Below are 25,582 nucleotides of genomic sequence, written 5' to 3' on the forward strand. Positions count from 1 at the left end.
AGTGAATTCAGGAAAAGACATCTGTTTTATGGGTCGCTTCTCAAAAAGTGAGCCTTGACCATACAAAAGCTGACCTTTCGCATGGCTAAAGGTGAGCTTTCACCTCCCGAAACCTTACTTCCAGTATTTAGACGTGAGACCGCCAGCAAGTGGCGGGCTGGATAGTTCCAAACCGTATCAGTCATGGGGATAAGCAGCGATGAACACATCTTTTTCTCTTAACATATCTACTTTTTCTATGAGTTGGGCGAGTGATATGTTTCCCACCACATATTTATAATTCGCAGAGAGATAACGCTCGCTGGTGCTCTCGAAATCCAACAGCGACTGGTCCTCTTCGTTGGTAAAACGGAAATAAATGCGAAAAGTTATGTCGGTGGTATAGTGCGGGTGATGAGGGTTGTTCAGCTTTTTATATTCGTACTTGTAATCATACAATTGGGCGGTGATGTCGCTCAGCACCGCTGATCCTGTTGGATACCCTCCGGCCCCTTGTCCGAACATGAACTGCTTGTAATAGAACAGACCTTTTATCACGACACCGTTAAATTCGTCCTCTACACTGTAAATGTATTTCTGTCGGGAGATCAGCTGCGGCATTACTGAGAGTACGAGTTTGTCGTCCATTTTCTCCGCACTCCCCACTAATTTGATTCTCCTGCCTTTCTCGTTAGCAAACTGGATGTCGTAACTATTCATGTGACCGATACCCACGTTCAGTACATCCTTCGGTGGAACATACACTCCGAATGCATGAACGGTGATAATGATGAGCTTGAAAAGCGAGTCCCATCCCTCAATATCAAAGGTGGGATTGCTTTCTGCAAAGCCCAGTTCCTGTGCCAGCCGCAGAGAGTCGTCGTAGTTCATTCCCTCGTTGAAAATCTTGGATAAGATAAAGTTGGACGAGCCGTTAAGAATTCCCTTGATGGAGATGAGCAGGTCGTTGTCATAGTATTCCTCTAAGTTTCTGATGACGGGAATACTACCGCAAGCCGATGCATCGTACAATAAAGGTGTGTTGTATTGCTCTTGCAGCTTTATCAGCTCCATGATGTGGTATGCCAGCATCCGTTTGTTGCCACTTACCACTGGTAGTCCTGCAACAAGCGCACGCTTGACAATTTTGTAAGCAGCTTCAGCATCGTTGATGAGCTCCACGATGAAATTGATGTCCTTATTGTTAAAAATATCGTCGGCACGATTGGTGAACGGAATGTCGGCATCGCGCTTTTTGGTGATGTCCTCCACGCAAACGCTGACGATTTTCACGTTCTGCGGCTGTATGCGCTGCAGCACATCATAAAGTCCTTTGCCCACTGTACCAAAGCCGAAAAGTCCGATATTGATTTTTTTCTGTTTCATAATTGTTCTATTTATTAAGGAAAGATTGGATAATACGGTCTAACTTGTCACTCTCCACCAAGAAGCCATCATGTCCGAAGGAAGAGTCAATCACCTTGTACTCAACATTAGGAATATTTTCCACCATCACCGAATGGCTTTCTGGCGGGAAAAGAATGTCGGACGATATAGCCACGACGAGGCATTTTGCCCGAATGGTTGCCAGAGCCTTCTCTATTCCACCCCGTCCTCGTCCCACGTGATGTGATTCCATTGCTTGCGTTATTCTGAAATATGAGTAGGCATTGAACCGGTTTTTCAACTTCTCTCCCTGGTGTTGTTGGTAAGAATGTACGCGTCGTCGGAAAAGCTCGCCGTCGGAAAAGCTATCGGTCTGTGTGAGATTGTAGGCAGCCTCGCCCCTATAGCTGAGCATGGCAATACTTCTTGCCACTGCCAATCCTTCTGCACCTGCTGTGGGCGAGGGCATTCCAAACGTCTTGTCTGCCTTGATAGCCATACGCTGCGACTCATTGAAGGCCGATACCCACGGTGAAACGCACTCGGCAGTGGCGATGAGGGCGGCATGGCGTGCAAAGGTGGGGTCAATGACGCACCATTCGATACACTGAAATCCCCCGATGCTGCTACCGACAAGCAGTTCCACTTGGCTGATGCCGAGGTAGTGCGCCAACAAACGGTGTGCCTGTACCATATCACGAATGGTGAATGGTGGGAAATCGTTGTACCAAGGGTTTCCCGTCTGTGGGTTAATGTGGAGCGGTCCCGTAGTTCCGTAATGCGATCCGAGGAAGTTGGCACAGACGATGAAATACTTCTCCGGATCAAGGAAGCGCCCCCTCTCCACCGTGTGTGGCCACCAGTCCGCCACATCTGAATTGGCGGTGAGAGCATGACACACCCACACCACATTGTCAGCATTGGCATTCAGCGTGCCATAGGTGTCGTAGGCAATTGTCAGGCTGGGCAGCGATGCTCCGCTTTCCAACTCAAAAGGATGTTCGTAATGATATTCCTTCATTTCTCTGTCTTTTTAAACGCCTGCTCAAAATCGCTTATAATGTCTTCCACATCTTCTAGTCCGAGCGAAATTCTCAGCAAGGTCGGAGTAACTCCTGCCGCTTTCAAGTCCGCATCGCTCAACTGCTTGTGGGTAGTGGATGCCGGGTGGGTGACCACGGTGATGGAGTCGCCTATCATCACCATGTTGGCGCAAAGCTGTAGAGCCTCAACAAACCTCACCGTACTCTCCACATCGCCCTTCAGCTCAATATTGAGCACTCCTGAAGCCCCATGCTTGAAATATTTACGGGCATTGGCATAGCTTCGGTGATTTTCAAATCCCACATAACTCACCTTCTTTATAAACGGGCTTGTGCGACAGTATTCCGCCAAACGGCGCGTAGCGGCCACCTGATGCTCAATGCGGAGCGAGAGAGTTTCCAAACCAATGAGATGAAGATACGTGTCGAAGGGGGAGGGACTACATCCCAAGTCGCGCAAACCATCTACCCTCGCCTTGACAATAAATGCCGAAGGGCCAAAAGCTTCCCAAAGGTTTAATCCGTGGTAACCTTCCGACGGACCGTCTATCTGTGGGTACTTGCCGTTGCCCCAGTTGTAGTTTCCACCATCTACTATCACTCCACCAATGGCCGTGCCATGACCGTTTATCCATTTGGTTGCCGATTCCAATACGATATTCGCTCCCCAATCAAACGGGTTGCACAAATATCCGCATCCGCCAAAGGTATTGTCAACGACAAGTGGTAAGTCATAATGCTTGGCAATCTTACTGATTCCATCTATATCTACAACGTCGCACGTTGGGTTTCCCATGCTCTCAAGATAAATCAACTTGGTGTTCTGGTCGATCAATTTCTCTATTGATTCGTTGCTGTCGTCTTCAGCTATTCTGCACTCAATGCCGAGGTTTCGCAATGTGATTCTAAACGAGTTGTATGTTCCGCCATAAAGATAGGGCGAAGCCACGATGTTGTCACCCCTGCTTGCCAAGGATGTGACAATCACCGTAATGGCAGCCATCCCCGACGAAACAGCCAATGCACCCACCCCTCCATAAAGGGATGCTATGCGGTTTTCAAAATCGGTATTCGTGGGATTGTTCAATCGGGTATAGATGTTCCCTGCCTCACTCAGGCTGAAAAGATTGGCAGCGGTGTCGCACGACTTGAAATGGAAAGCTGCTGTAGGGTGGATGGCGATACCCCTTGCGCAAGTTTCATCAATGTGATAGCCACCATGGATTTGTCTTGTGGCAAAATGAAGTTTGTTTCTATTATTTGTCATAATGATTCGTTATTGGATGTGGCGCATGACTGCGTCGCATATAGTTTATTGTTTGGATTTCTTCTAAAATGGCCTATGGTGTCGGTACGCGCTATGGAAAATAGCATGGGACAGACTTACCTATGGGGAAATACTCCAAATAAGAAGCTTGTCAGAGCCAAATCGAAGAAATAATTGAATGAAAAAAATAAATGATATGGGAGGATTTTAGTGCATTCTTTTATGCACAAGGCGACACGCAGTCACCTGTAGAATCTACAAGTGCCTACCGGCACATTCGCATCATGAATGTTGAACAAAGAACGATATTTTTACTAAATGTTCTCAATATTCTGGTTGCTTAACGGAGGCAAAGGTACGGATATTTTTTCAAATAACAAGAAAAAGCAACAGTTTTTGCAGAAATTTGTAGCATTGGGAGCAATTATCCCCGATAAAATGCTTGAAAATCAGATTCTACCTATTTAACGTGAGTTCGACGAATTCAAAACAATGCAAGCTGTGTATCAATGGTCCTTTGCACATTGATGCACGGCTTCTTGGGAAACAAGCAATAGGCAGCAATAGCCCCTAATAAGTTGACGATGAAATTGTCAAAGCATCTATGTCCGGAGTGCTCCACCTGTGCAATGTTCTTAAGCTCATCATTCACAGTTTCTATAATGGCTCTTTTTCTGAGTAAGAGTCTGTCAGAAACGCTCATCAAAGCTCCTTTCATGTTGCTTTTCAGCTTGGTAATAAGTTGTATTCCATCCACAAACAGCCTTTGGAAGAGATTCTTGCCGATGTACCCCTTGTCTCCGACCAGCTTGCCATATATGAAATCTACAAAAGCTTTGTATTCCAAAGGCTTACGGTCATCAACATCTCCCGGTGTTATCATAAAATTGAGAAGCTCTCCTTTCTCATTGCAAATCAAATGCAACTTGAAGCCAAAGAACCATCCCATAGAGCGTATTCCTCTTTGGGCTATACCTTTGAAAACCTTGTGAATATGTATTCTTTGGTTCTTGCAGACACGCAGTGGTGTGCTGTCAACAAAACTTATGCCCGTACACTTACCCAACAGAACCTTCTTGATAAACAAGGTTAAGGGTACGGCTATTTCCCTTTCCAATTCTATTATACGGTTATAAGAAACAACTTTTGGAAATAGATGGCGAAGATGCTTGCATACTTTTTCAAGATAGAAATGTTTAAAGCAACGATAACCAGAGTCGTGAAAAAGAATCATTATCAGCATGACTTCTGTCTTTGACATCGTGGAATTACGATGATAGTTTCTTTTTCCGGTAGGTTTTAGCGTATATTTTGCCACCATTGCATCAAAAAACTTGCAGAAATCATCTGCCATACAAAATACTTCAATAACTTTGTCCTCGGTGATTATAGCGATTTTTGTTTGTAATTATTTGTAAATCAACACCTTAAAGTTACAACAAATTCCGCTAATCACCAAATTTACAGACACTTATAATTCATCGAACTCACGTTAATTATAAAGGATATTAAATGGTAAGTAAACAAAAGAAACAGAGTTTTTGTTCACTTCTGTGCTATTTGTCATACCTGAAATGTTAAAAAACAAGTCTTCTTTATAAAATAACATATATATTCTTGCATATTTCTGTAGATTTTGTACGTTTGCAACGTATTAATTAAAAACAATATTTATGGAAAATTCAAACATTATTTTGTTGAAGAGTGGTGTTAACTCAGATGTTAACATTCTAGAACCCGAGGAGTAGGAAAATATTCTTGGTGGTGCAACCAAATGTGATCAAGGTTATAGACACAGTCTTTTGTATGGAACTAAATGCGATTGTGGATATGATAATGGACATGTAAGTCAACCATCAACTTCGAATAATGCACAAGTCAGCTCTCAAAAACCATAGTTTTTAATATAATTCACTTACTAAAGTGTATTATATTCATTACTTAGGTCTATATTTACTATTATTATCCATCATCTTATGATGGATAATAATAGTAGGTTCTTTTTCACTTGTTGTTTATGTAAATTATGTATGAAAATATCTAAATTCAATGTTATAAATACTTGCAATAATAGCACATTTATTTATAATACTTTGACAACAGGATTTGTCAAAATGGAAACAAAGCAATGGTTTTCTATATATGAAAATATCAAAAAGAAAGGCAATGTTATTGAAGATAAAGTATGTGCTATTTTGCAGAATGCTGGCATCTTAGTAGATGATGATTATAATGAACTAAATGTTTATAAATACAAGTGTTATAGCAGCATGTTCCAAAACTCTTCGCTGATATTATCAATAGCCCCAACGATGAAATGTAATTTCAATTGTTTTTATTGTTTCGAAGACGGTAAAAAAAACATTGGCTTAATGTCCGATGATATTGAAAGTAGACTTATTAAATTTATATCTTTACATAGACAGCAAGAAATTCATATTACATGGTTTGGAGGAGAACCTTTACTTGGTTTTGATAGAATTTACTCAATTTGTAAGCATTTAAGACAATTAAAAATTAAGTTTGCGTCTGATATGATTACAAATGGTAGTTTGTTAAATGAGTCTATTATACAAAAATTGGATATTTTAAATTTAAAATATATTCAAATTAGTCTTGATGGTATTGCAGAAACTCATGATAAACGTAGAATATTTAACAATGGGGCACCTTCTTTTAATCTAATCATTGAAAATATTAGGAAATTAGTATCATTAACAGATATTCCACTAAGCATTAAGGTTACGATGGATCATACTAATCCTACTTCGCTTAGCGATATTACAAATTATTTCAATAATAATTTTTCAGAATATCTTAGAAAGGGACAAATAGCAATCAGTCATAATTATGTACGTGATCGTACAGATTTTGATAAATCGGGAAATTGCTTTACGCATGAAGATTTATTAAAGCAAGACCAAGATGCACTTAGGAATAAAGAGAAAGCATTAGTATATCCTGAACTTCCAAATTTAGCCATGCCATGCATGTTTAGATGTAAAAATTCATTAGCAATAGATTCTAAAGGACATATATATAAGTGTCTAGAACATTTAGGACTTCCCAATAATAAAGTTGGAGACTTGGCAAAAGGAACCCTATCCCTTGAAAAATTATCAGAAACAATGTTTGGTCACAACCCTTTTGATTCTGATGAATGTATCAATTGCAATGTATTTCCTATATGTGGAGGAGGTTGTCCCATTGATAGAAATAAGAATTGGGGGAAAAATAAAAAATACTGTTCAATGTATAAAAGGAATCTATCAGAAATCCTTCCAGATTTTTACATGTATAAATATTCAATTCGATGAAAAAGATATTAACTTTATTAGCCTTTTGTGTAAACTTTTCCTTTTGTTTCGGTCAAGACGAAATAAAAGACAGTACTTTTCTTACAACCATAGAATTGGACAATGTTGTGGTGAAAGGACATATGCCACGTGTGAAAAACAAAGGGAGCGTTTCCAAGATTCAGGTTGCCAATACTGTGCTATCGAAAATGGGTACGGCAATGAGAATGTTGTCGCATACACCGGGTCTGCATTCGGTTAATGACAATATAGAAGTGAATGGATTGGGCGAACCTGTTTATGTTTTGGACGGACGACTTTTGTCCGACGCAAAGGTTCTGTCCACGCTGCAAGCCGACAATATCAAGAGTATAGAGATAGACAGAGCCCCCTCTGTAAAGTACAGTTCCAACGGACAACCCGTTATTACCATTACAACCATTAAGCATATTAATGATTTTATATTTCTTAGCGTTGGCAACTACTTGAAACAAACAAGAATGTTTTCAGATGTAGGCATTCTCAATGTGATGGGACAATATAAGAACTTTTCTGCTAACCTATCCTATATGGGTGGCAAAGATGGTAACAAGAATAAGGAAACATATTTTCGCAACATCTATCGTGATGACATATTCTCCATTGAGCAAAAGCGAGAAACGCCTATAACAACCTTAGCGCATAAGGTAAACTTCTCCGCGGATTATCAGTTGAATGCCAAAAGCAGATTAGGACTTTATTATTTCTATCAATTCAGCGATGAGGATAATAAGGCATTTGGCACAAATTTGACGAGCTGGCAGCAGCAACAAAAGCAATGGAGGAACATAGATAGACAAGGCAGAAACTTAGAGAACATACATAGCGGAACGTTGCAATATGTTTATGCAAGCAATAATTATAATCTTGACATTTCTCAGGAAATAGCTTCCACGAATATTAATCATCATCTGCAAACTTTGGAAAGCGATGCAAGCTTGTCTTCGCTTACCAAGAGTCATGGCAATCGCCGTTATACTGTCTATACAACAAGTATTGACAATGGATTTAAACTTCCATGGAACATCAGTGCTATGGCGGGAGTTCTATATAATTATGTGGATTCAAAGTCCAAAACAAATTCAGAAATACCATATTTGAATGTGCAGAGTTATATCAACGATATCAATGTAAAAGAATCAAATCCGCAAGCCTATTTGTCATTCGCTAAAAGTTTTGGCAAATGGACAGTCATGCCTGCGGTGCGCTATCAGTATGTGCATAGAACCATTAGCAATGTTTCGGGAACAAACACGGTGGCAAATCAATTCAAACAACACTTTTCTACACTCTGCCCTGTAATCACTATAAAGTATCGACCGAATGATAATTGGTTCTTCCAGTTTAATTATAGAAGAAATCTTACACAACCTAACTTTGCCCAACTAAACTCTGGACTTGTTTATCAGGATTCACTTCTGTACAGCAAGGGAAATACAAATCTTGAAAATGAAACTATGGATCGCTATACACTTAGTTCTACATGGAAAGACTTAACCCTTTCATTGCGCTATACTTATAGAAAGAATCCGCTTGTGAGTGTGCTTGAACAGATAGATGCAACGAGCAATATCCTCTCTTCTTATTCCATGAATATGAAGAAAGCAAGCGACTTCAGGGTGATATTGAATTATTCTAAAGCCATTGGTAATATTGAACTCTCATGCGAGGGTGAAGTGGTGTTCCCACATGGAGAATATGTGTTTAAAGAACAAGAATACAGAAATGACAAAGTTGCTTTCAATGGGCAGGTGAATATCAATTATGCTCTGACACCAAGTATTTATTTGTTTACAGATTATACTTATCAAGGCAGAAATGAGTATTTGTTGTATAATCAGAAGAGTATTCATAGTTGGAATATGGGTGTTGCAGCATCATTGCTGAAGAACAGGCTGAATATCAATTTAGCTGTAAATGATATTTTGGGAAAGGCTAATTACAACAACATTCTGTATCACTTCAATTATATAGATTGGGGAACGAGAGGTAAAAATGATATGCGAGGCGTGGAACTCACAATATCTTACACAATCTTCAATAAAGAAGTGAGTGTCAGGACAAGCAGGAAGAATGAAAGTATTATACAACGTACCATGTAATGAATGAGATACAATATGTAAGACAGCATGACTCAATGGAATGTGGTATATCTTGCTTATCAATGGTGTGTAAAAAATTTGATAAAGAATACGACACTTCCGAACTTTATAAAATTTGCAAAGCAACCAAGGAAGGTGTTTCATTAAAAGCTATTGCGGAAACGGCACGATCTATAGGACTTGATTCTGTTTCTGTTCAAATAACATTAGACGAATTGATTTCCAATAAATTATGTTCAATTTTGCATTGGAATCAAAATCATTTTGTTGTATTATATAAAGTTAATCATAAAAAAGAATTTTATATTGCCGACCCTGCAAAAGGACTTGTAAAATACAATCTTGAGGAATTCAAGAAGCATTGGATCAGCACCCAATTTGGCGGTGAGGAGAAAGGCATTGCGATGTTTTTGGAACCCACACCAGCATTTTATGAAAAGCAGAAGGAGGAACAGCCCAAAGAGGAACGCTCGTTTAAGTTCCTCTTTGGCTACATCAAGCAATATCGAAAGTACTTCGGGCAGATTGTCTTGGGCTTACTCGTGGGCAGCCTGCTACAACTTATTCTGCCTTTCCTCACACAATCTATTGTGGACGTGGGCATCAAAAACCAGAACATCGGCTTTATTTGGCTGATACTCTTAGGGCAACTGATGCTCACGGTTAGCCGTACAGCCATAGACTTTATTCGCCGTTGGCTGTTGCTGCACATCTCACTGCGCATCAACATATCATTGGTGAGCGACTTCTTCATCAAACTTTTGAAGTTGCCCATGTCGTTCTTCGACACCAAGTTGATGGGCGACCTTATGCAGCGCATGGGCGACCATAGTAGAGTGAACACGTTCTTAACCCAACAGACGCTCAGCATCGTGTTCTCGCTCTTTACCTTTGTGGTGTTCAGCATTGTGTTGCTATCCTATAACTGGCTTGTCTTTGCTATCTTTATGCTCGGCAGTCTGCTTTATGGTGGTTGGCTTGCCCTCTTCCTCAGGCGCAGAAAAGTACTTGACTACGAACTCTTTGAGCAGCAAGCCATCAACAACAACAAGACCTACGAGTTTATCACCTCCATGCAAGAGATAAAGCTCCAAGACTGCGAGCAGCGAAGACGCTGGGAATGGGAAGATGTACAAGCAGATCTCTTTGGAGTGCAGATGAAGTCGCTGAAACTCCAACAGACGCAGGAGGCAGGCAGCATCTTCATCAATGAACTAAAGAACATCGTTATCACCGTGGTGGCAGCAACAGCCGTCATTCACGGACAACTAACACTGGGTATGATGCTTGCCGTGCAATACATCATCGGACAACTCAACTCGCCAGTGGAACAGCTGATGAGTTTCTTCTACTCCATACAAGATGTAAAGATAAGCCTTGAACGTATCAACGAAATCCACCGTATGGACGATGAGAACGGAAAGCATGGATTGGAAACCTCAGTGAAAGAAGAAAACAAAGGCATAGACCTTGAAAATGTAAATTTCAAATACGACCCTCACGCACTGAAAACTATCATAGATGATGTAAGCCTCACTATTCCCAAAGGCAAGGTAACTGCCATTGTCGGAGCGTCGGGTAGCGGAAAGACCACTCTTATCAAACTTATGCTGGGCTATTATCCTGTTCTGGGCGGGCAAATCAATATCAGTGGAACTGATGTAAATACACTTAACAAGAAATGGTGGCGCAAGCAGTGTGGAGTGGTAATGCAGGACGGTGTTATCTTCTCCGAGTCGATAGCTCGCAACATTGCCGTGGATGATGGGAAAATTGATAAGGAACGATTGCAGAAAGCTGCCGAGATAGCTTGCATCAATGATTATGTAATGGGGCTACCGTTAAAGTATAATACCAAGATTGGACGTGATGGTGTAGGCTTGAGTCAAGGACAGAAACAGCGTATCTTGATAGCAAGAGCCGTGTACAAGAATCCCGAGTATATTTTCCTTGATGAAGCCACCAACTCGCTCGATGCCAATAACGAGCGCATGATAGTGGAGCATCTGGACGAGTTCTACAAAGGTAAGACGGTGGTTATCGTAGCGCACCGATTAAGTACGGTGAAGAATGCTGACCAGATAGTGGTATTGGATAAAGGCAAGGTGGTAGAAATTGGTAACCACGAAACACTCACGGCAAAGCGGGGTACATACTATAACCTCGTAAAGAATCAATTGGAATTGGGCAACTAACAGCAGAATGGAAGATTATGGCAGACAACAAGATAGAACTTCGCAGCGAGAAAGTAAGGCATATCATTGGCGAGATACCGTCAAAAATTGTACGCTATGGCATCACAATCATCACCATTGTGATATTGGGACTGCTGGTGGGCGCATATTTTATACCTTATCCCGAGACCATCAGTGCAAAGGTACAGATGACAAATGCCCACCAAGGCACAATAACCGTTCCTTATAAGTATGTGAATACGATAGCAAAAGGAATGACGGCAAACATAGAATTTGAGGGCTACGATGCAGAAACCTATGGAGTTGCTAATGGTGTAATAACAGCCACATCGCATTTGCCCCTACAAACGGCAGAAGGTAGCGTGTTCACGGTACAGGTAAGGATAACGGCTTGCAGGTATAAACTCGTCAGCGGGATGACAGGCACTGCTTCTGTACTTGTAAGCAATGAAAGCATACTTCAAAAGATTATCCAAAGAATAACAAACATCATATAACTTCCTTTTTAATCGTAATAAAGCGGTGAAAAAAGGAAGGCAGATGTAGTTTATTGCTGTCCGCTAAAACTCAAAAGAGCATAAATATTCCGCCCGAAGTCCTTTTAATTGGTACTTCGGGCTTGTTTTTCAAATATTACTGTCCGCTAAACTTTTGGGTAAGATACAAATTTAGGACCGACAGTTCTCACGAAGTATCAGCCCTTTTTACGCGAGTTCGGGATAAGAAAATCTTTAGAAAAGTTCCAATTGCCTTGATTTCTCTATGTGTACCGGCAGGGCTTCCGGCTTATTGTCAAAGAAACAATAGGCTGTAAGAGCAGAACATAAGTTCATGATGAAATTATGTATTGATCGATGCCGTGAATGTACAAGGTCAGCCTATTACCAACTTTTTAAGAATTTTTCTTATCCCGAACTCGCGTAGCAAATATAATTGATTTATAGAATGTTGCAAAAGTGCTATATTTTAATTAACACATATTAGTCCTTTTATCAAAACACTGAAAAATTATATTACAAAAACCACACCGAAGAAACAATTCGCAATCTATTGATAATCTGCATGATACTAATTGCGATTTAAAAGCTAAGCTTTTACATCCCAATTCATGACCTTTTGCAGTGTAAAAGATAAGCTTTTGGAAAGTGAAAGGTAAGCATTGGATGGATGTATGAAGAATAATTAGGACATTATTGAATTTCTCCCATATAGGGAGGCTCGTTTTCAACGACCTTCCAAATAAAGAATATGCTTGTCTTTTGTCGTACCCGGACAGGCAGGTATTGACACATGAGTTCACAGCGTATGGCTTTTAGTTGATAAGTGGCTGAATAACAAATCCATATAATTGAATATTTCCAATTACGGTCATTAAAAAATAGGTTCTAATAACCGATTTGGGGTTAAAATCGAAGAATATAGACAAAACTTTAGAATTTGTTTATCGGAAAACGAGAGCCGAGTTTTTGAAGAAACTCCATGTGAGAGAAAAAGAGGTCGGACTTTCCAAAAGGAAACCCGACCTCAATCAATTTTATACCGAAAGTGTATTTGACGTGCTTTGGCAATAATAAAATATTCCCTTTGCGACTTACGTTAGTTATCCGAAATCATCAAACATGATAGCTTCTTTATCTACCCCCAAGCTATCCAAGTAATCTGTTACGGTTTTGATTAACATGGGAGGTCCGCAGAGATAATATTCACAATCTTCCGGTGCTTCGTGATCTTTGAGATAAGTATCTCGAATGCAGTTGACAGCAAAGCCCGTATAATAATTCACGCCTGCAGCGTCAGCTTTAGGGTCTTGCCGGTCTAAAGATAAGTGGAAATGAAAATTAGGGTATTCCTTTTCCAATTCCCAAAAGTCTTCAAGGAAAAATGCCTCGCCCAAGGCACGCGCTCCGTAGAAGAAGTGCATTTCGCGATCGCGCGTATGCAAAGTCTTCAGCATATGCATGATTTGACTTCTCAATGGTGCCATACCTGCTCCTCCACCAATCCATATCATCTCCTTTCCCGAAGTGAAATTAGGATGGAAATCACCATAAGGACCACTCATAATCACCTTATCTCCCGGTTTGAGGCTGAAGATGTAAGAAGAGCCGATACCTGTGGGCACATCTTGGAAACCAATTTGCGGGCGTGGGAGAAATGGCGTTGAAGCAATACGCACAGTCAGCGTGATTATATCGCCTTCAGCAGGATAATTTGCCATGGAGTAAGCCCTCACGGTGTCTTCCGGATTGTGAGCTTTGAGCGAAAGGATGTTGAAAGATTTCCATGGTCCGATATAGTCCTCACCTATGTCTTCCTTGTCAAAATCTTTATCGTAATCAATACAGTCGTACTTGGGGATTTTTATCTGTGCATAGGAGCCGGGGACAAAATCCATGTGTTCTCCGGGAGGCAGAGCTACTTTGAACTCTTTGATAAAACTTGATACATTCTTGTTGGATATTACTTCACATTCCCATTCTTTGACGCCCAAAATCGATTCGTCTATTTTGATAGAGAGATTGCCTTTCACTTTGGTCTGGCATCCCAAACGCCATCCTTGCTTAATCTCTTTACGAGAGAAATGAGGGCGCTCGGAGTCAAGAATTTCTCCTCCTCCTTCAAGAACAACACACTTACACTGTCCGCAACTGCCCTTGCCTCCACATGCTGAAGGAAGGAACACGCCATTTTCTGTTAAAGTGGAGAGTATGGATTCACCTTGATCAACATTCAACGTGGTATCTCCATTTATTGATACATTCACTTTACCACTCGGACTGAGATATTTTTTCGCAACCAACAAGATAATAACCAATAGCAAGATGGTTGTCAAGAAAATACTAATACTATATAATATAAATTCCAATCCCATGTCTATTTAGATTTTTAATCCTGAAAAACACATCATTGCCAATGCCATCAGCCCCACAGTTATAAACGTAATACCTAAGCCCTGCAAAGGTTTTGGCACATCGGAATATTCCAATTTCTCACGAATGGCCCCTAAAAGGACAATGGCCAAGAGCCAACCTATGCCGGAACTCAGTCCATAGATTAATGCATCTGTAACAGAACCGATGTATTGGGTATTTGCAGGGTCTAATCCGATTCGCTGCTGCATAAAGAGCGATGCGCCCATAATGGCGCAATTGACAGCTATCAAAGGTAAGAAAATGCCCAAAGCACCATAAAGAGAAGGCGAATATTTCTCGACCACCATCTCAACAATCTGCACTATTCCGGCAATCACGGCAATAAAGAGAATGAAGCTGAGGTAAGACAAATCTACGCCCTCAACCAAGCAGTCGGGTCCCAACACCTTGGTTTGTAAGAGATAGTTGATGGGGACCGTTACAACCAACACAAAGGTTACGGCGACCCCAAGTCCAAATGAGGTCTTCACGTTTTTGGACACGGCCAAATAAGAACACATTCCCAAAAAGAATGCGAATATCATGTTGTCCACAAAAACAGACCTGAAGAATAAACTTATTAAATGTTCCATATCTAATTCTTATCTTCTTTTTCAAAATACGCGCGATGAACCCAAATAACACAACCGAGAAGGATTAAGGCCATTGCGGGCATGGACATTAATCCATTGTCCATGTATCCGGCATCATAGAAGCTGTCGGGTATAATCTTAAAGCCCAATAAAGAGCCTCTTCCGAAAAATTCTCTGACACCTCCCACGATGACAAGTATCAAGGCATAACCCAAACCGTTTCCAAGACCATCAAGAAGGCTTGGCCACGGCTTGTTAATCATGGCGAAAGCTTCTAAGCGTCCCATCAGAATGCAGTTGGTGATAATCAAACCTACATAAACAGACAGTTGGACACTAACGTCATACGAATAAGCTTTCAATATTTGGCTGACTATTGTTACCAACGCCGCTACTACTACTAACTGAACGATGATGCGGATGCGGTTGGGAATGGTATTTCGCAAAATGGAAATGATGACATTGGAAAAAGCCGTAATGACAGTAACTGCCAATCCCATGACAATAGATGGTTTTAACTGCGCCGTTACTGCCAGCGCAGAGCAGATACCCAACACTTGCACCATGATGGGGTTGTCAAGATTGAGTGGGTTGAGAAATACCTGCTTATTTTGTTTTGAGAATAAGTCCATATTACATTATTATTATATATTCAAAACTATTGGCGATTGAGAAACTTTATATAAGCCTGCAATCCCCCTTTATCTGAACGAAACATATTGGTTACGCCATTACTTGTCAGGGTCGCTCCGGTCAAGGCATCTACCTGAGAGTCTCGGTTTATTATCTTTTTTTCTACGGAAAAGATAACATTCTGTTTGGAGCCATCAAGAAGTTTCTTACCTTTGAACTGATCCTGCCAATCTTTATTGTCTTTAATTTCCGCACCAAGCCCTGCTGTTTCGCTTTCATGATTAAAATAAACTCCAAAAATAGTGGTTTTATCTTCATTGATTGCGATAAAGCCGTTAATAGGTCCCCAAAGTCCATTACCATAAACAGGTATGACATATTTTTCCTTGCCATCTACTTTGCAACGGAACACAGCCAACTTTCCCTCTTTGGCATCCTTGCTGTTGAGACGAAAAGCCGCATCAACTCCGCCTTGTTTTCCTCTCTCTATTATATTTCCTTCTTTATCAATGATATCATCTGCCATTATTAGTTTATTCCATAATTCGAGGGTTGTCTCGTTAGACATATTACGATCTTGATTTAGTGCATAGAGAATTTGTTTTTGGTGATCAAGCTGCACATTGATATCCTGTATCGGCTTCAAAGCCTGAAAAACGAATGCCAACAAGAACGCAACTATCACAACCATGACAACGGAATAGATTATTGTGTAAGAATTGCTATTTGTTTTCATTTCTTCACTCCTTATAGTTTTGCACGCTTTGCACGTTTATTAATATTAGATTGAACAACACAATAATCAATCAATGGGGCGAACATGTTTCCGAACAATATGGCCAACATCATGCCTTCAGGATAACCAAGATTAAGCACACGTATGATGACTGCCAATACTCCAATGATAAATCCGTAAATCCATTTACCTGTTTCCGTCCTCGCGGATGTTACGGGGTCGGTTGCCATAAACACTGCGCCAAAACAGAAGCCACCGAGAACGAGATGCTCGTACCAGGTTATCGGGGATGCACCTGTCGTTTGGAATATATATGACATAAATGCACCTCCGACAAAAACGCTCAACATGGTTTTCCAACTTGCTATGTTTGTCCATATCAGCAATAACGCGCCCAACGCGATGGCAATGACTGAGGTTTCTCCTACGGAGCCGGGGATAAGCCCGATTATCATATCGTTCATTGACGCATTCACAGGGATGCCTTGAGCAATTTGTCCCAATGGTGTCGCCATGGTATATCCATCGGGGAGAGTGTAACCTAAATTGAAGATGGATTGTGTAGAAAGCCAAATGGTATCACCTGTCATTCTGCTCGGGTATCCAAAAAAGAGGAATGCGCGCGCTACTAACGCCACATTAAATATGTTCATTCCGGTTCCACCAAATATTTCTTTCACCAAAATAACGGAGAACGCCACCGCCAAAGCCAACATCCAGAGAGGTGTGCTTATCGGGATTATCAGAGGAATTAATATGCCGCTTACCAAGTAGCCTTCTTGTATTTCCTCCCCCTTCCACTGCGCCCACGCGAACTCGATTCCCAAGCCCACAATGTAGGAAACAAGTATATTGGGAAGCAATGCCAAGAAGCCGTACAGGAACATGTTAATAAATGCTGTCTCGCCCAATTTCCCTGCCGCCAAGGCGTTCTGATATCCGATATTATACATCCCGAAGAGCACTGCCGGAATCAAGGCGATAACCACTAAGCTCATGATTCGTTTGGAATCAATGGCATCATGTATGGAGACTCCGCTCTTTGAAGTCTCATTCGGGACATATAGGAATGTTTCAAAGCCTTCAAAAACACTCTTGAACGCATGTAACTTTCCGCCATCCTCAAAATTCGGGCGAAGCCTATCAAGATAATTTCTTAAACTCATATTGTCTTTAATTCTTTATTAAAACATAGGGTATCAAGCATTTTCCTTACGCAAGATATCCAAGCCTTTTCGTACTATTTCCTGCAGAGGCAATTTAGAGCTATCAACAAACTCAGCCAAAGCAAAATCTTCGGGGCTGACCTCATAAATGCCCAATTGTTCTTGCTTGTCAATATTACCGGATATAATGGATTTAATGAGAAATTCTCCATAAATATCCATTGGCAACATACTGTCATATTCTCCGCTCATGATGATATGTCTTTTACCTCCTTTGATTCGAGCGTCTAAATCATAGGTTCGTGTCTTGCCCATGAGCCAACTGAAATAGGAACGAGATACGGAAAGTGCTTTGAAACGAGGCCGTATCCAACCTATCAGCTCATTAACATCATCTCCTTCAGGAATAGCGGTTATCTCAGAGGTATGCGCGCCTAATACTGAACTATCGTCTGCCGGTATGCCCGTCAGTGGATTTCCATTAATGACGCGTATATGGTTAGTGTCTGTCAGTTTGCCATTCACAATAGCCTTAATCGGGGTGCCGACAATAGCCTTGATGTAAGCAGGTTCTTTTACTTTGCTCCCGGCGATTGCCACAGTTCTCGTCAAATCCACCTTTCCGGTATTAAAAAGTCTGCCAAAAAAAATAACGGATGTTGGTTCTACCGTCCAAACCACTTCGCCTTTATTTACCGGAGCCAAATGATTCACTTGAATTCCAACATTGCCCGCGGGGCATGGCCCATCAAAAGCCGTAATTTGCACATCTTTGGCGGAACAAAGCGCATTTGCTTTTTGATTGATTCCTATTGACAGATATACTTTCGCTATTTTCGACAAAGCCGAAAGCCCGGTTTGAAAATCGCGTTCCTGACCTTTCAACTCATATTCAAAGTTTCCTTGCAAGGGCATATCTCTTAATGTGGAAACAAAGATAGCCTTAGGGGGGGTATCCGGACGTGTCGCCACAGCATAGGGAAGCTGATTGATGTAACCAAACAATCCTGCACGCAAAAGACTACTTTTCACGTCTTCCGCAGAAAGCACCGAAACGTCTTTTGTTCCGAAATCCACATACTCCTGTTTACTGTCCGGGATTATGCTGACACGCAAAATTTTTCGACGATTTCCCCTTACAATCTTCTTTATTGTTCCGCTAACAGGGGACGCAAAACCTACTTCGACGCATCCTTTATCTACAAACAAAGCCTCTCCAACCTTCACACGATCTCCTTCCCGAACTGCTACTTTCGGTGTTAATCCGATAAAATCATCGGGAACCAAAGAATATTCATCCGAAGATATTGAAGGTAAAGTTAGCTCTTGTGCACGCCCTTTTAGGTTTATATCCAAACCCTTACGCAACTTAATAACATTTACCATAATTTTAATTAATGGGTCTTTTAGAAGTCTTTTACTAAATAACACTGCAAATATAGTAAATTTTTAGGACTGCGAAAAACTTTTTATATAATATATTCTACAATAAAAATGTTTTTTCGTAGCTTTGCAACCGCCTTGAAAAGATTGAAATCGATAATACGTTGGACAATATGGCTGGTCATAGGAGTTTATTTTACCATCGTTATATTGTTACATCTCCCTGCCATACAAAACTTTGCAGGTCATGAAGTTAGCAAGCTCTTATCAAAAAAACTTGGGACGGAGGTGAGAGTGGGAAAGATCAGTCTTGGAGCCCTAAACCATTTGGTAATCGATGACATCAGCATCGCTGACCAAAAGAAAAAGAGATTGGTCGATATATCGCGTATTGCTGTCAAGGTGGATATCCTCAATTTGCTACGTAGCAAGAAGATACTTATATCTTCCGCGCAAATATTCAAACTACAAGCCAATCTTTATAGGCAAAATAAGAATACAGAACCCAATTTTAAGTTTATTCTTGATTCGCTAACTTCCCAAAACAACACGTCCCATCCATCGTTCGATTTGCAGATTCAAAGCTTAATCATCCGGAACAGCTCTATTTCTTACCATAAATGGGATGCACCCTTGGTTAGAAATCGTTTCAATACCAGGCACTTAGAAGTAAGTGATATTTCCGGACACATAAATATCAATGCGTTCAACCACAATAGAATTGATGTCAATGTAAGACATTTATCATTCAAAGAGAAGTCTGGATTGAAGGTCAAACATTTGGCATTCACAGGCTCGGCAAGTACCAAACGAACTCAGTTGCAAGATTTTATCCTTGAAATGCCTAACAGTAAAATATCCATCCCCAAAGCAAATATTTTATATAAAATCGCTAATAAACAGATAGATATGAATTCTCTAAGGGTGGAATCCATTATCAACGAAACCCAATTTACGCCTTCGGATTTCGCATGCTTCTTTCCTCAGTTACAGGCATTCAAGCACGCCATATCATTAGAAAGCCAACTATCATATAACAGGAATCAGATAAGATTGAATTCCTTTAAACTACATTCGGGCAATAAAGACTTATATGTAGATATCAAAGGAGTCATCAAGGATCTGAAGAAGATGAAAGGTTGGAATATATATGCTAAAAAAATAGCAATAACAAATGAACCATTGAATAAACTTTCCAAAATCTTTCACCTGCCGATACCAAAAGAAATAAAACGATTAAACTATATTGGTTATACAGGAAGCACAAAACGAACCTACGAAAAGTATATGGTCGATGGAATCCTTTTTACTTCTGAAGGGAATTTAGACCTCAATATAACACTTAATGAAAAAGAATTTAATGGTAGGATTAAGACAAAGTTTTTTAATATAGGACGTTTATTCCCAAAAGCCGGTATCAAAGATATAATAACCGACATATCGGTCTCCGGCACGACAGATCTAAATAAGATTTATGCCAAAGGTGTCTTTCCTCTCCTCAGTTATAAAGGATACCCATATCGAAACATTTATATCAATGGCGAATATAGTAATGACAACTTCCAAGGAATGGTCTCATTAAACGACCTAAATGGAGGAATAGAACTAAAAGGGGATGTCAAAAACTTCATAACTTTTATAAAAAAGAGAGGAGCACTTGCTGTTGATGCCACAGTTGCAGCTCATCGTGTAAACTTGAGCAAACTGAAAATCTCTAATATCATAGGCAACAAAGAGTTGTCTTTTAACTTGCATATAACCGGCAACGGTTCCTCCATCAACGATTTGAAAGGACAGCTAAGCATAAACAACTTTGCGATGACCGGAGATGGGAAACATACGCAAATAAAAGAAATAAAATTAGACATTTTCAATAGCCTCAACAACAAATCGCTCAATGTAAAATCCGACCTTGGAACACTTCAACTCTCCGGGCAATATGCGTACAATCATATAGCAAGCAGCATCACAAATACAATCTCCAAGTATTTGCCAAACATATTTCCGAACAAGCCGACATACGATAAAACCAAGAGCAACTATATGTTCAGCGCAGTTATTAATGATAGCGAATTGCTTAATCGGCTGACAAATAACAATATAAAAACAGATACATACATTAAAGTGGATGGCAACGTCAATGAATCATCACAAAACATAGAAATAGATATAAAATCACCATCTTTAATCATTTCCAAACAACATATTCAGAAGTTAAAAGTTACTCTCTCTTCTCCGCAGGATGAACTTTTAGCAAATCTTTCCGGTGAAAGAGTTGATAACAATGGGCGCAGAATATTTATTCAGAACAACAGCAAGGTTAAAAATGGAAATATTCATGCCGTAACAGCTTTTGATATTGAAGGAAGAACACCAATATCGGGCAATATAAACTGCAATGCCACTTTCAATCTTACTAATGGCAGACCGGTAACATATCTGCATTTCAATCCATCGAATATCCAATTAGACACCATACAACTAAGGGTTCAACCTTCAGATCTCATTTACGCTCATAACAATCTAAATATTAAGCACTTTGAATTATCAAACAAGAATCAACACATTACCGTAAATGGCAAGACATCGGGAGCTATAGACGATTCTCTCATCGTAAAATTAAAAGACATTGATGTTCCCTACATTATGGATATATTAAACTTCCATAGCGTTGAGTTTGACGGTCTGGCTTCGGGAGAAGTTGTCGTAAAATCTTTCTTTAACACACCGGAAACAACGGCACGATTAGAAATAAAACATTTCCAATTCGAAAATGGAGAAATGGGAACCCTTTATGCTAATTCCTATTACAATCACAATGCAGGAAGAATCAACATTGATGCTCATGCCGATGCCGGGGCAGACTCCAAGACCGTTATAAAGGGCTACATTGACACTAAAAATAGTTTTATACATCTTCCTATCTATGCCTCTAACACATATCTTCATTTCTTAAATAAATATTGCAGTTCTTTCATGAGCCATATAAACCTTAAAGCAAATGGCTGGTGCAAGGTTGTGGGACCATTATCTAAGATAAATCTCGAAGGAGACATGTATGCCTCAGGCGATGTCTTTATAAAGCCCATAGGTTCAAAGTATATGCTGAAGAATGGTAGAATAAGGATGATTCCTAACGAGATAATCTTCGACAACGACACAATATTCGACACGAATAATAACATTGGCATCCTAACCGGAGGTATTCACCATCAATCCCTTACCAACCTCACATACGACTTAGATTGCGAGGCTCGGAATCTGTTGATTTATAATTTTCCAAAAAAGACCGGCGACGATACTTTTTGGGGTGTAGTCAAAGGTACGGGAAACTGCGCCATCAGCAACAAGTCTGAAGGCGTAACAATGAACATCACATTACGACCTGAAGAAGACTCCTACATAACATACAACGCGAGTGAAAACTCTGTTGATGAAAATTCATTCATATACTGGAGAGACCTAACTCCAAAAACATACACACCGTCCGAGGACTCCGGTGCATTCAACTTGCACAACGAAAAGGCGAATGCAAGGAAAGATTCGGATTTTGAAAGCAATCTAAATATCAATTTCTCCATTCATGCGACTCCAGATTTTACACTTAGAGTTCTGATGGATGAAAAAAACGGAGACATGATCAGCCTAAACGGATCAGGAGATATTAAAGCCACATATTATAATAAAGGAGGATTTCAACTCTTTGGAAATTACATCATAGATTATGGACAATACAGCCTTACAGTACAAGATATCATAAAGAAGAAATTTGAGTTCCACCCCGGTTCCACAATAGCATTTGGTGGTAACCCATACGATGCCACACTCAATCTAAAAGGACAATACACGCTCAACTCCGTACCACTTAGCGATTTGAGGATGGGAAACTCATTTACAGCCAACAACACAAAAGTAATTTGTCTTTTGAACATTGGAGGGACTCCCGAAAAGCCATCAGTAACATTTGGAATAGACCTTCCATCCCTCTCTTCCGACGCAGAACAGATGGTACGTTCGGTTCTAAGCTCTGAACAAGACCTCAACCAACAAATCATCTACTTGCTTGCTGTAGGGAGATTTTATCCCCCATCTGTCAATAATGCATCAAATGAAAGTTTATCGCAACCGGGACAAACCACTTTGGCAATGCAAAGTATTCTGTCGGGAACATTATCGCAACAAATTAATACCGTATTGTCCAACGTGATTAAAAACAACAATTGGAATTTCGGCGCAAATATCGCTACAGGAAATGAAGGATTTACCAATGCAGAATACGAAGGCTTGCTCTCCGGAAAAATGTTAGACAACCGTCTGATTATAAACGGCGAATTCGGTTACAGAGATAATGTGGCAACCAACACATCTTCATTCATCGGAGATTTCGACATAAAATATCTCCTTGTCCCCAATGGCAATCTCTCCATTAATTTCTACAATCACACCAACGACCGATACTTTACGCGTAATTCCCTCACCACGCAAGGAATAGGTATTAATATAAAGAAAGACTTTCGGACTTTGGGGGAACTTTTCCATTTTACAAAAAAGAAAAACGAAAAAAACAAGCGAAAGCACTAATATTCAGAATATTATTAGTAACTTTGCGCCCTGTTAGGGCGTAGTGCCCTTCCGGAGAATTATAAACATAAAGTCTAACTTTATTAATTAAATTATTTTTTTAACATTTATGGCAAATTTTGAAAACGTCAATCCCTTATCAGACTTTAATTGGGACGAGTTTGAACACGGTTCTAAAGTCGAAGTAAGCAAAGATGAGCTAACAAAAGCTTATGACGAAACTCTCAACAAGATTCAAGAACATCAAGTTGTAGAGGGTACCGTCATCTCTATCGACAAAAAAGAAGTGGTAATAAACATTGGCTACAAAAGCGATGGTATTATTCCTGCTTCGGAATTTCGCTACAACCCTGAACTCGCAATCGGAGACAAGGTTGAAGTTTATGTAGAAAACCAAGAAGACAAAAGCGGACAACTCGTACTTTCACATAAAAAAGCTCGTCTTCAGAAGAGTTGGGAGAACATCAACAAAGCACTTGAGAACGACGAAATTATTCAAGGCTACATCAAGAGTCGCACCAAGGGCGGCATGATTGTTGATGTGTTCGGTATCGAAGCATTCCTTCCAGGTAGCCAAATTGACGTTCATCCTATACGCGACTACGATGTATTCGTTGGTAAAACCATGGAATTCAAAGTTGTTAAAATCAACCAAGAATTCCGCAACGTAGTCGTATCGCACAAAGCTCTCATCGAAGCAGAACTCGAAGCACAGCGCAAGGAGATTATCTCCCATCTGGAAAAAGGTCAAATTCTTGAAGGTGTCGTTAAGAACATCACGTCATACGGAGTATTTGTCGATCTCGGCGGTGTTGACGGACTCATTCATATCACCGACTTATCATGGGGTCGCATAAACGATCCGCACGAAGTTGTGGAACTCGACCAAAAGATAAATGTCGTTATTCTCGACTTCGATGAAGAGAAGAAACGAATTGCTCTTGGTTTGAAACAACTCACCGCCCATCCTTGGGACGCACTTGACGAGAACCTGAAAGTAGGCGACCACGTAAAGGGCAAGGTAGTTGTCATGGCAGACTATGGTGCGTTTGTAGAAATCCAACCGGGCGTAGAAGGTCTTATCCACGTTTCAGAAATGAGTTGGAGCCAGCACCTGCGTTCAGCACAGGACTTCATGAAAGTAGGCGACGAAGTAGAAGCTGTCATCCTGACCCTCGACCGCGAAGAGCGTAAGATGTCGCTCGGCATCAAACAACTGAGAGAAGACCCATGGGAAACAATAGAAATGAAATATCCTGTAGGCTCTAAACATCAGGCAAAGGTTCGCAACTTCACCAATTTCGGTATCTTTGTTGAGCTTGAAGAAGGCGTAGATGGACTAATCCATATCAGCGACCTTTCTTGGACCAAGAAAGTAAAACATCCATCAGAATTCACCACACAAGGTGCAGATATCGATGTCATTGTTTTGGAAATTGACAAGGAAAATCGTCGTTTGAGCTTAGGACACAAGCAATTGGAACCCAATCCATGGGATCAATATGAAACCATTTACACTCCGGGTTCAGTTCATACCGGTAAAATCACGGAATCAATGGATAAGGGCGCAGTTATCACCCTCAATGAAGGAGGCGAAGGCTTCGCAACTCCAAAACACCTTGTAAAAGAGGATGGCTCTCAAGCACAACTCGGAGAAGAACTTCCATTCATGGTTATCGAGTTTGTTAAAGAGACCAAACGAATAATCCTCTCACATTCTCGCACATTCGAAGATGTTAAGGAAGAACCTCGCCGTTCACGTGGTGGCAACCGTAAGACAGAACAGCAACCACAGGTAAACAACATTGCCGCAGGAACTTCACTCGGGGATCTTGACGTTCTCGCAGATTTGAAGAAGAAGATGGAAGAAGGGAAATAATCTTATTCATCCATTGAATTATCGCGTAGGAGGTAAACACCATTCATAGGAGTTTACCTCCTACTTTTTTGTACTGACCAAACCGGTCTTTCCCTAAAAAAATGACTCGTAGAGTCATCAATTAGCCCTTCTTTGAAAAGCAAATAATTTTGTGAAATCTCACGCAAGGTTGCATCAAATCATGACACTTGACGTGTCTTGCTCTAATGCCAAAGACATCAATCTCCTCACAACTCCAATTCACATTCAGATGATGGCTGACAGCTTTCTGATGCAGAACATTCGACCTCCCATCGCCACGAAATTATATTACAAAAAGCGTATTCGGAACACGTTTTGTAACTTATTGATAATCAGCGTGATATTGATTAGGATTTAAAAGCTTAGCTTTT

The 25,582-nt window shown here is 40.5% G+C and carries 16 protein-coding genes and 1 pseudogene; 6 read left to right on the forward strand and 11 right to left on the reverse strand.

Annotation, left to right across the window (positions count from 1 at the left end):
• Positions 1–177 precede the first annotated feature (177 nt).
• From ETF27_RS00985 to ETF27_RS01000, 4 genes are all read right to left on the reverse strand, one after another.
• Positions 178–1,365, reverse strand: coding sequence for a homoserine dehydrogenase (locus tag ETF27_RS00985; protein WP_130830095.1), 1,188 nt, complete (start codon positions 1,363–1,365; stop codon positions 178–180).
• Positions 1,366–1,372: 7 nt separating this feature from the next.
• Positions 1,373–2,386, reverse strand: a complete 1,014-nt coding sequence (locus tag ETF27_RS00990) for a homoserine O-acetyltransferase family protein (protein WP_130830096.1) — start codon at positions 2,384–2,386, stop codon at positions 1,373–1,375.
• On the reverse strand, positions 2,383–3,675 hold the full coding sequence (locus ETF27_RS00995) for an O-acetylhomoserine aminocarboxypropyltransferase/cysteine synthase family protein (RefSeq protein ID WP_130830097.1): 1,293 nt from the start codon (positions 3,673–3,675) through the stop codon (positions 2,383–2,385). Before ETF27_RS00995 ends, ETF27_RS00990 begins: the two co-directional genes overlap by 4 nt.
• A gap of 484 nt (positions 3,676–4,159) precedes the next feature.
• A complete protein-coding gene (locus ETF27_RS01000) occupies positions 4,160–5,065 on the reverse strand; it encodes an IS982 family transposase (protein ID WP_439650613.1) in 906 nt (301 codons plus the stop codon).
• A gap of 724 nt (positions 5,066–5,789) precedes the next feature.
• Here ETF27_RS01000 and ETF27_RS01005 point away from each other — a divergent pair.
• From ETF27_RS01005 to ETF27_RS01020, 4 genes are read left to right on the forward strand one after another with little or no spacing between them, the layout of a single operon-like run.
• Positions 5,790–6,992 carry a radical SAM/SPASM domain-containing protein gene (locus ETF27_RS01005; protein ID WP_158635966.1) on the forward strand — a complete coding sequence of 401 codons (1,203 nt, stop codon included), beginning with the start codon at positions 5,790–5,792 and terminating at the stop codon, positions 6,990–6,992.
• Entirely contained in the window at positions 6,989–9,112 is a 2,124-nt protein-coding gene (locus ETF27_RS01010; RefSeq protein WP_130830100.1) for an outer membrane beta-barrel protein, read from the forward strand. Before ETF27_RS01005 ends, ETF27_RS01010 begins: the two co-directional genes overlap by 4 nt.
• Positions 9,112–11,307, forward strand: a complete 2,196-nt coding sequence (locus tag ETF27_RS01015) for a peptidase domain-containing ABC transporter (RefSeq protein WP_130830101.1) — start codon at positions 9,112–9,114, stop codon at positions 11,305–11,307. Before ETF27_RS01010 ends, ETF27_RS01015 begins: the two co-directional genes overlap by 1 nt.
• Positions 11,308–11,324: 17 nt before the next feature.
• Positions 11,325–11,804, forward strand: coding sequence for an HlyD family secretion protein (locus ETF27_RS01020; protein ID WP_130830102.1), 480 nt, complete (start codon positions 11,325–11,327; stop codon positions 11,802–11,804).
• A 234-nt stretch (positions 11,805–12,038) separates the two neighbouring features.
• On the opposite strand, the pseudogene ETF27_RS11725 reads toward ETF27_RS01020, so the two are convergent.
• The 7 genes and pseudogenes from ETF27_RS11725 to ETF27_RS01050 all read right to left on the reverse strand — a co-directional run.
• A pseudogene (locus ETF27_RS11725) lies at positions 12,039–12,185 on the reverse strand (IS982 family transposase); the annotation flags it as partial.
• Between the two features lie 722 nt (positions 12,186–12,907).
• On the reverse strand, positions 12,908–14,179 hold the full coding sequence (gene nqrF / locus ETF27_RS01025; protein WP_130830103.1) for an NADH:ubiquinone reductase (Na(+)-transporting) subunit F: 1,272 nt from the start codon (positions 14,177–14,179) through the stop codon (positions 12,908–12,910).
• Positions 14,180–14,185: 6 nt separating this feature from the next.
• Entirely contained in the window at positions 14,186–14,812 is a 627-nt protein-coding gene (gene nqrE / locus ETF27_RS01030) for an NADH:ubiquinone reductase (Na(+)-transporting) subunit E (protein ID WP_130830104.1), read from the reverse strand.
• Between the two features lie 2 nt (positions 14,813–14,814).
• Positions 14,815–15,444: an NADH:ubiquinone reductase (Na(+)-transporting) subunit D gene (locus tag ETF27_RS01035; protein WP_130830105.1), complete on the reverse strand. Its 630-nt coding sequence runs from the start codon at positions 15,442–15,444 to the stop codon at positions 14,815–14,817.
• A gap of 26 nt (positions 15,445–15,470) precedes the next feature.
• On the reverse strand, positions 15,471–16,181 hold the full coding sequence (nqrC, locus tag ETF27_RS01040; RefSeq protein ID WP_130830106.1) for an NADH:ubiquinone reductase (Na(+)-transporting) subunit C: 711 nt from the start codon (positions 16,179–16,181) through the stop codon (positions 15,471–15,473).
• A gap of 11 nt (positions 16,182–16,192) precedes the next feature.
• On the reverse strand, positions 16,193–17,347 hold the full coding sequence (locus ETF27_RS01045) for an NADH:ubiquinone reductase (Na(+)-transporting) subunit B (protein ID WP_130830107.1): 1,155 nt from the start codon (positions 17,345–17,347) through the stop codon (positions 16,193–16,195).
• Positions 17,348–17,380: 33 nt separating this feature from the next.
• Positions 17,381–18,733 carry a Na(+)-translocating NADH-quinone reductase subunit A gene (locus ETF27_RS01050; RefSeq protein ID WP_130830108.1) on the reverse strand — a complete coding sequence of 451 codons (1,353 nt, stop codon included), beginning with the start codon at positions 18,731–18,733 and terminating at the stop codon, positions 17,381–17,383.
• A 144-nt stretch (positions 18,734–18,877) separates the two neighbouring features.
• Here ETF27_RS01050 and ETF27_RS01055 point away from each other — a divergent pair, with 144 nt between their 5' ends.
• Together ETF27_RS01055 and rpsA are read left to right on the forward strand one after the other, a co-directional pair.
• Positions 18,878–23,311: a translocation/assembly module TamB domain-containing protein gene (locus ETF27_RS01055; RefSeq protein WP_240048097.1), complete on the forward strand. Its 4,434-nt coding sequence runs from the start codon at positions 18,878–18,880 to the stop codon at positions 23,309–23,311.
• A 109-nt stretch (positions 23,312–23,420) separates the two neighbouring features.
• A complete protein-coding gene (gene rpsA / locus ETF27_RS01060) occupies positions 23,421–25,190 on the forward strand; it encodes a 30S ribosomal protein S1 (protein ID WP_130830110.1) in 1,770 nt (589 codons plus the stop codon).
• The last annotated feature ends 392 nt before the right edge of the window (positions 25,191–25,582 follow it).

Source organism: Prevotella brunnea (genome assembly GCF_008016795.1).
Lineage (GTDB): Bacteria > Bacteroidota > Bacteroidia > Bacteroidales > Bacteroidaceae > Prevotella > Prevotella brunnea.

What these genes read in the sequence shown, in the direction of transcription:
- ETF27_RS00985 (WP_130830095.1), bottom strand. Translation starts at nt 1,365, where the DNA reads ATGAAACAGAAAAAAATCAATATCGGACTTTTCGGCTTTGGTACAGTG.
- ETF27_RS00990 (WP_130830096.1), bottom strand. Translation starts at nt 2,386, where the DNA reads ATGAAGGAATATCATTACGAACATCCTTTTGAGTTGGAAAGCGGAGCA.
- ETF27_RS00995 (WP_130830097.1), bottom strand. Translation starts at nt 3,675, where the DNA reads ATGACAAATAATAGAAACAAACTTCATTTTGCCACAAGACAAATCCAT.
- ETF27_RS01005 (WP_158635966.1), top strand. Translation starts at nt 5,790, where the DNA reads ATGGAAACAAAGCAATGGTTTTCTATATATGAAAATATCAAAAAGAAA.
- ETF27_RS01010 (WP_130830100.1), top strand. Translation starts at nt 6,989, where the DNA reads ATGAAAAAGATATTAACTTTATTAGCCTTTTGTGTAAACTTTTCCTTT.
- ETF27_RS01015 (WP_130830101.1), top strand. Translation starts at nt 9,112, where the DNA reads ATGAATGAGATACAATATGTAAGACAGCATGACTCAATGGAATGTGGT.
- ETF27_RS01020 (WP_130830102.1), top strand. Translation starts at nt 11,325, where the DNA reads ATGGCAGACAACAAGATAGAACTTCGCAGCGAGAAAGTAAGGCATATC.
- nqrF (WP_130830103.1), bottom strand. Translation starts at nt 14,179, where the DNA reads ATGGGATTGGAATTTATATTATATAGTATTAGTATTTTCTTGACAACC.
- nqrE (WP_130830104.1), bottom strand. Translation starts at nt 14,812, where the DNA reads ATGGAACATTTAATAAGTTTATTCTTCAGGTCTGTTTTTGTGGACAAC.
- ETF27_RS01035 (WP_130830105.1), bottom strand. Translation starts at nt 15,444, where the DNA reads ATGGACTTATTCTCAAAACAAAATAAGCAGGTATTTCTCAACCCACTC.
- nqrC (WP_130830106.1), bottom strand. Translation starts at nt 16,181, where the DNA reads ATGAAAACAAATAGCAATTCTTACACAATAATCTATTCCGTTGTCATG.
- ETF27_RS01045 (WP_130830107.1), bottom strand. Translation starts at nt 17,347, where the DNA reads ATGAGTTTAAGAAATTATCTTGATAGGCTTCGCCCGAATTTTGAGGAT.
- ETF27_RS01050 (WP_130830108.1), bottom strand. Translation starts at nt 18,733, where the DNA reads ATGGTAAATGTTATTAAGTTGCGTAAGGGTTTGGATATAAACCTAAAA.
- rpsA (WP_130830110.1), top strand. Translation starts at nt 23,421, where the DNA reads ATGGCAAATTTTGAAAACGTCAATCCCTTATCAGACTTTAATTGGGAC.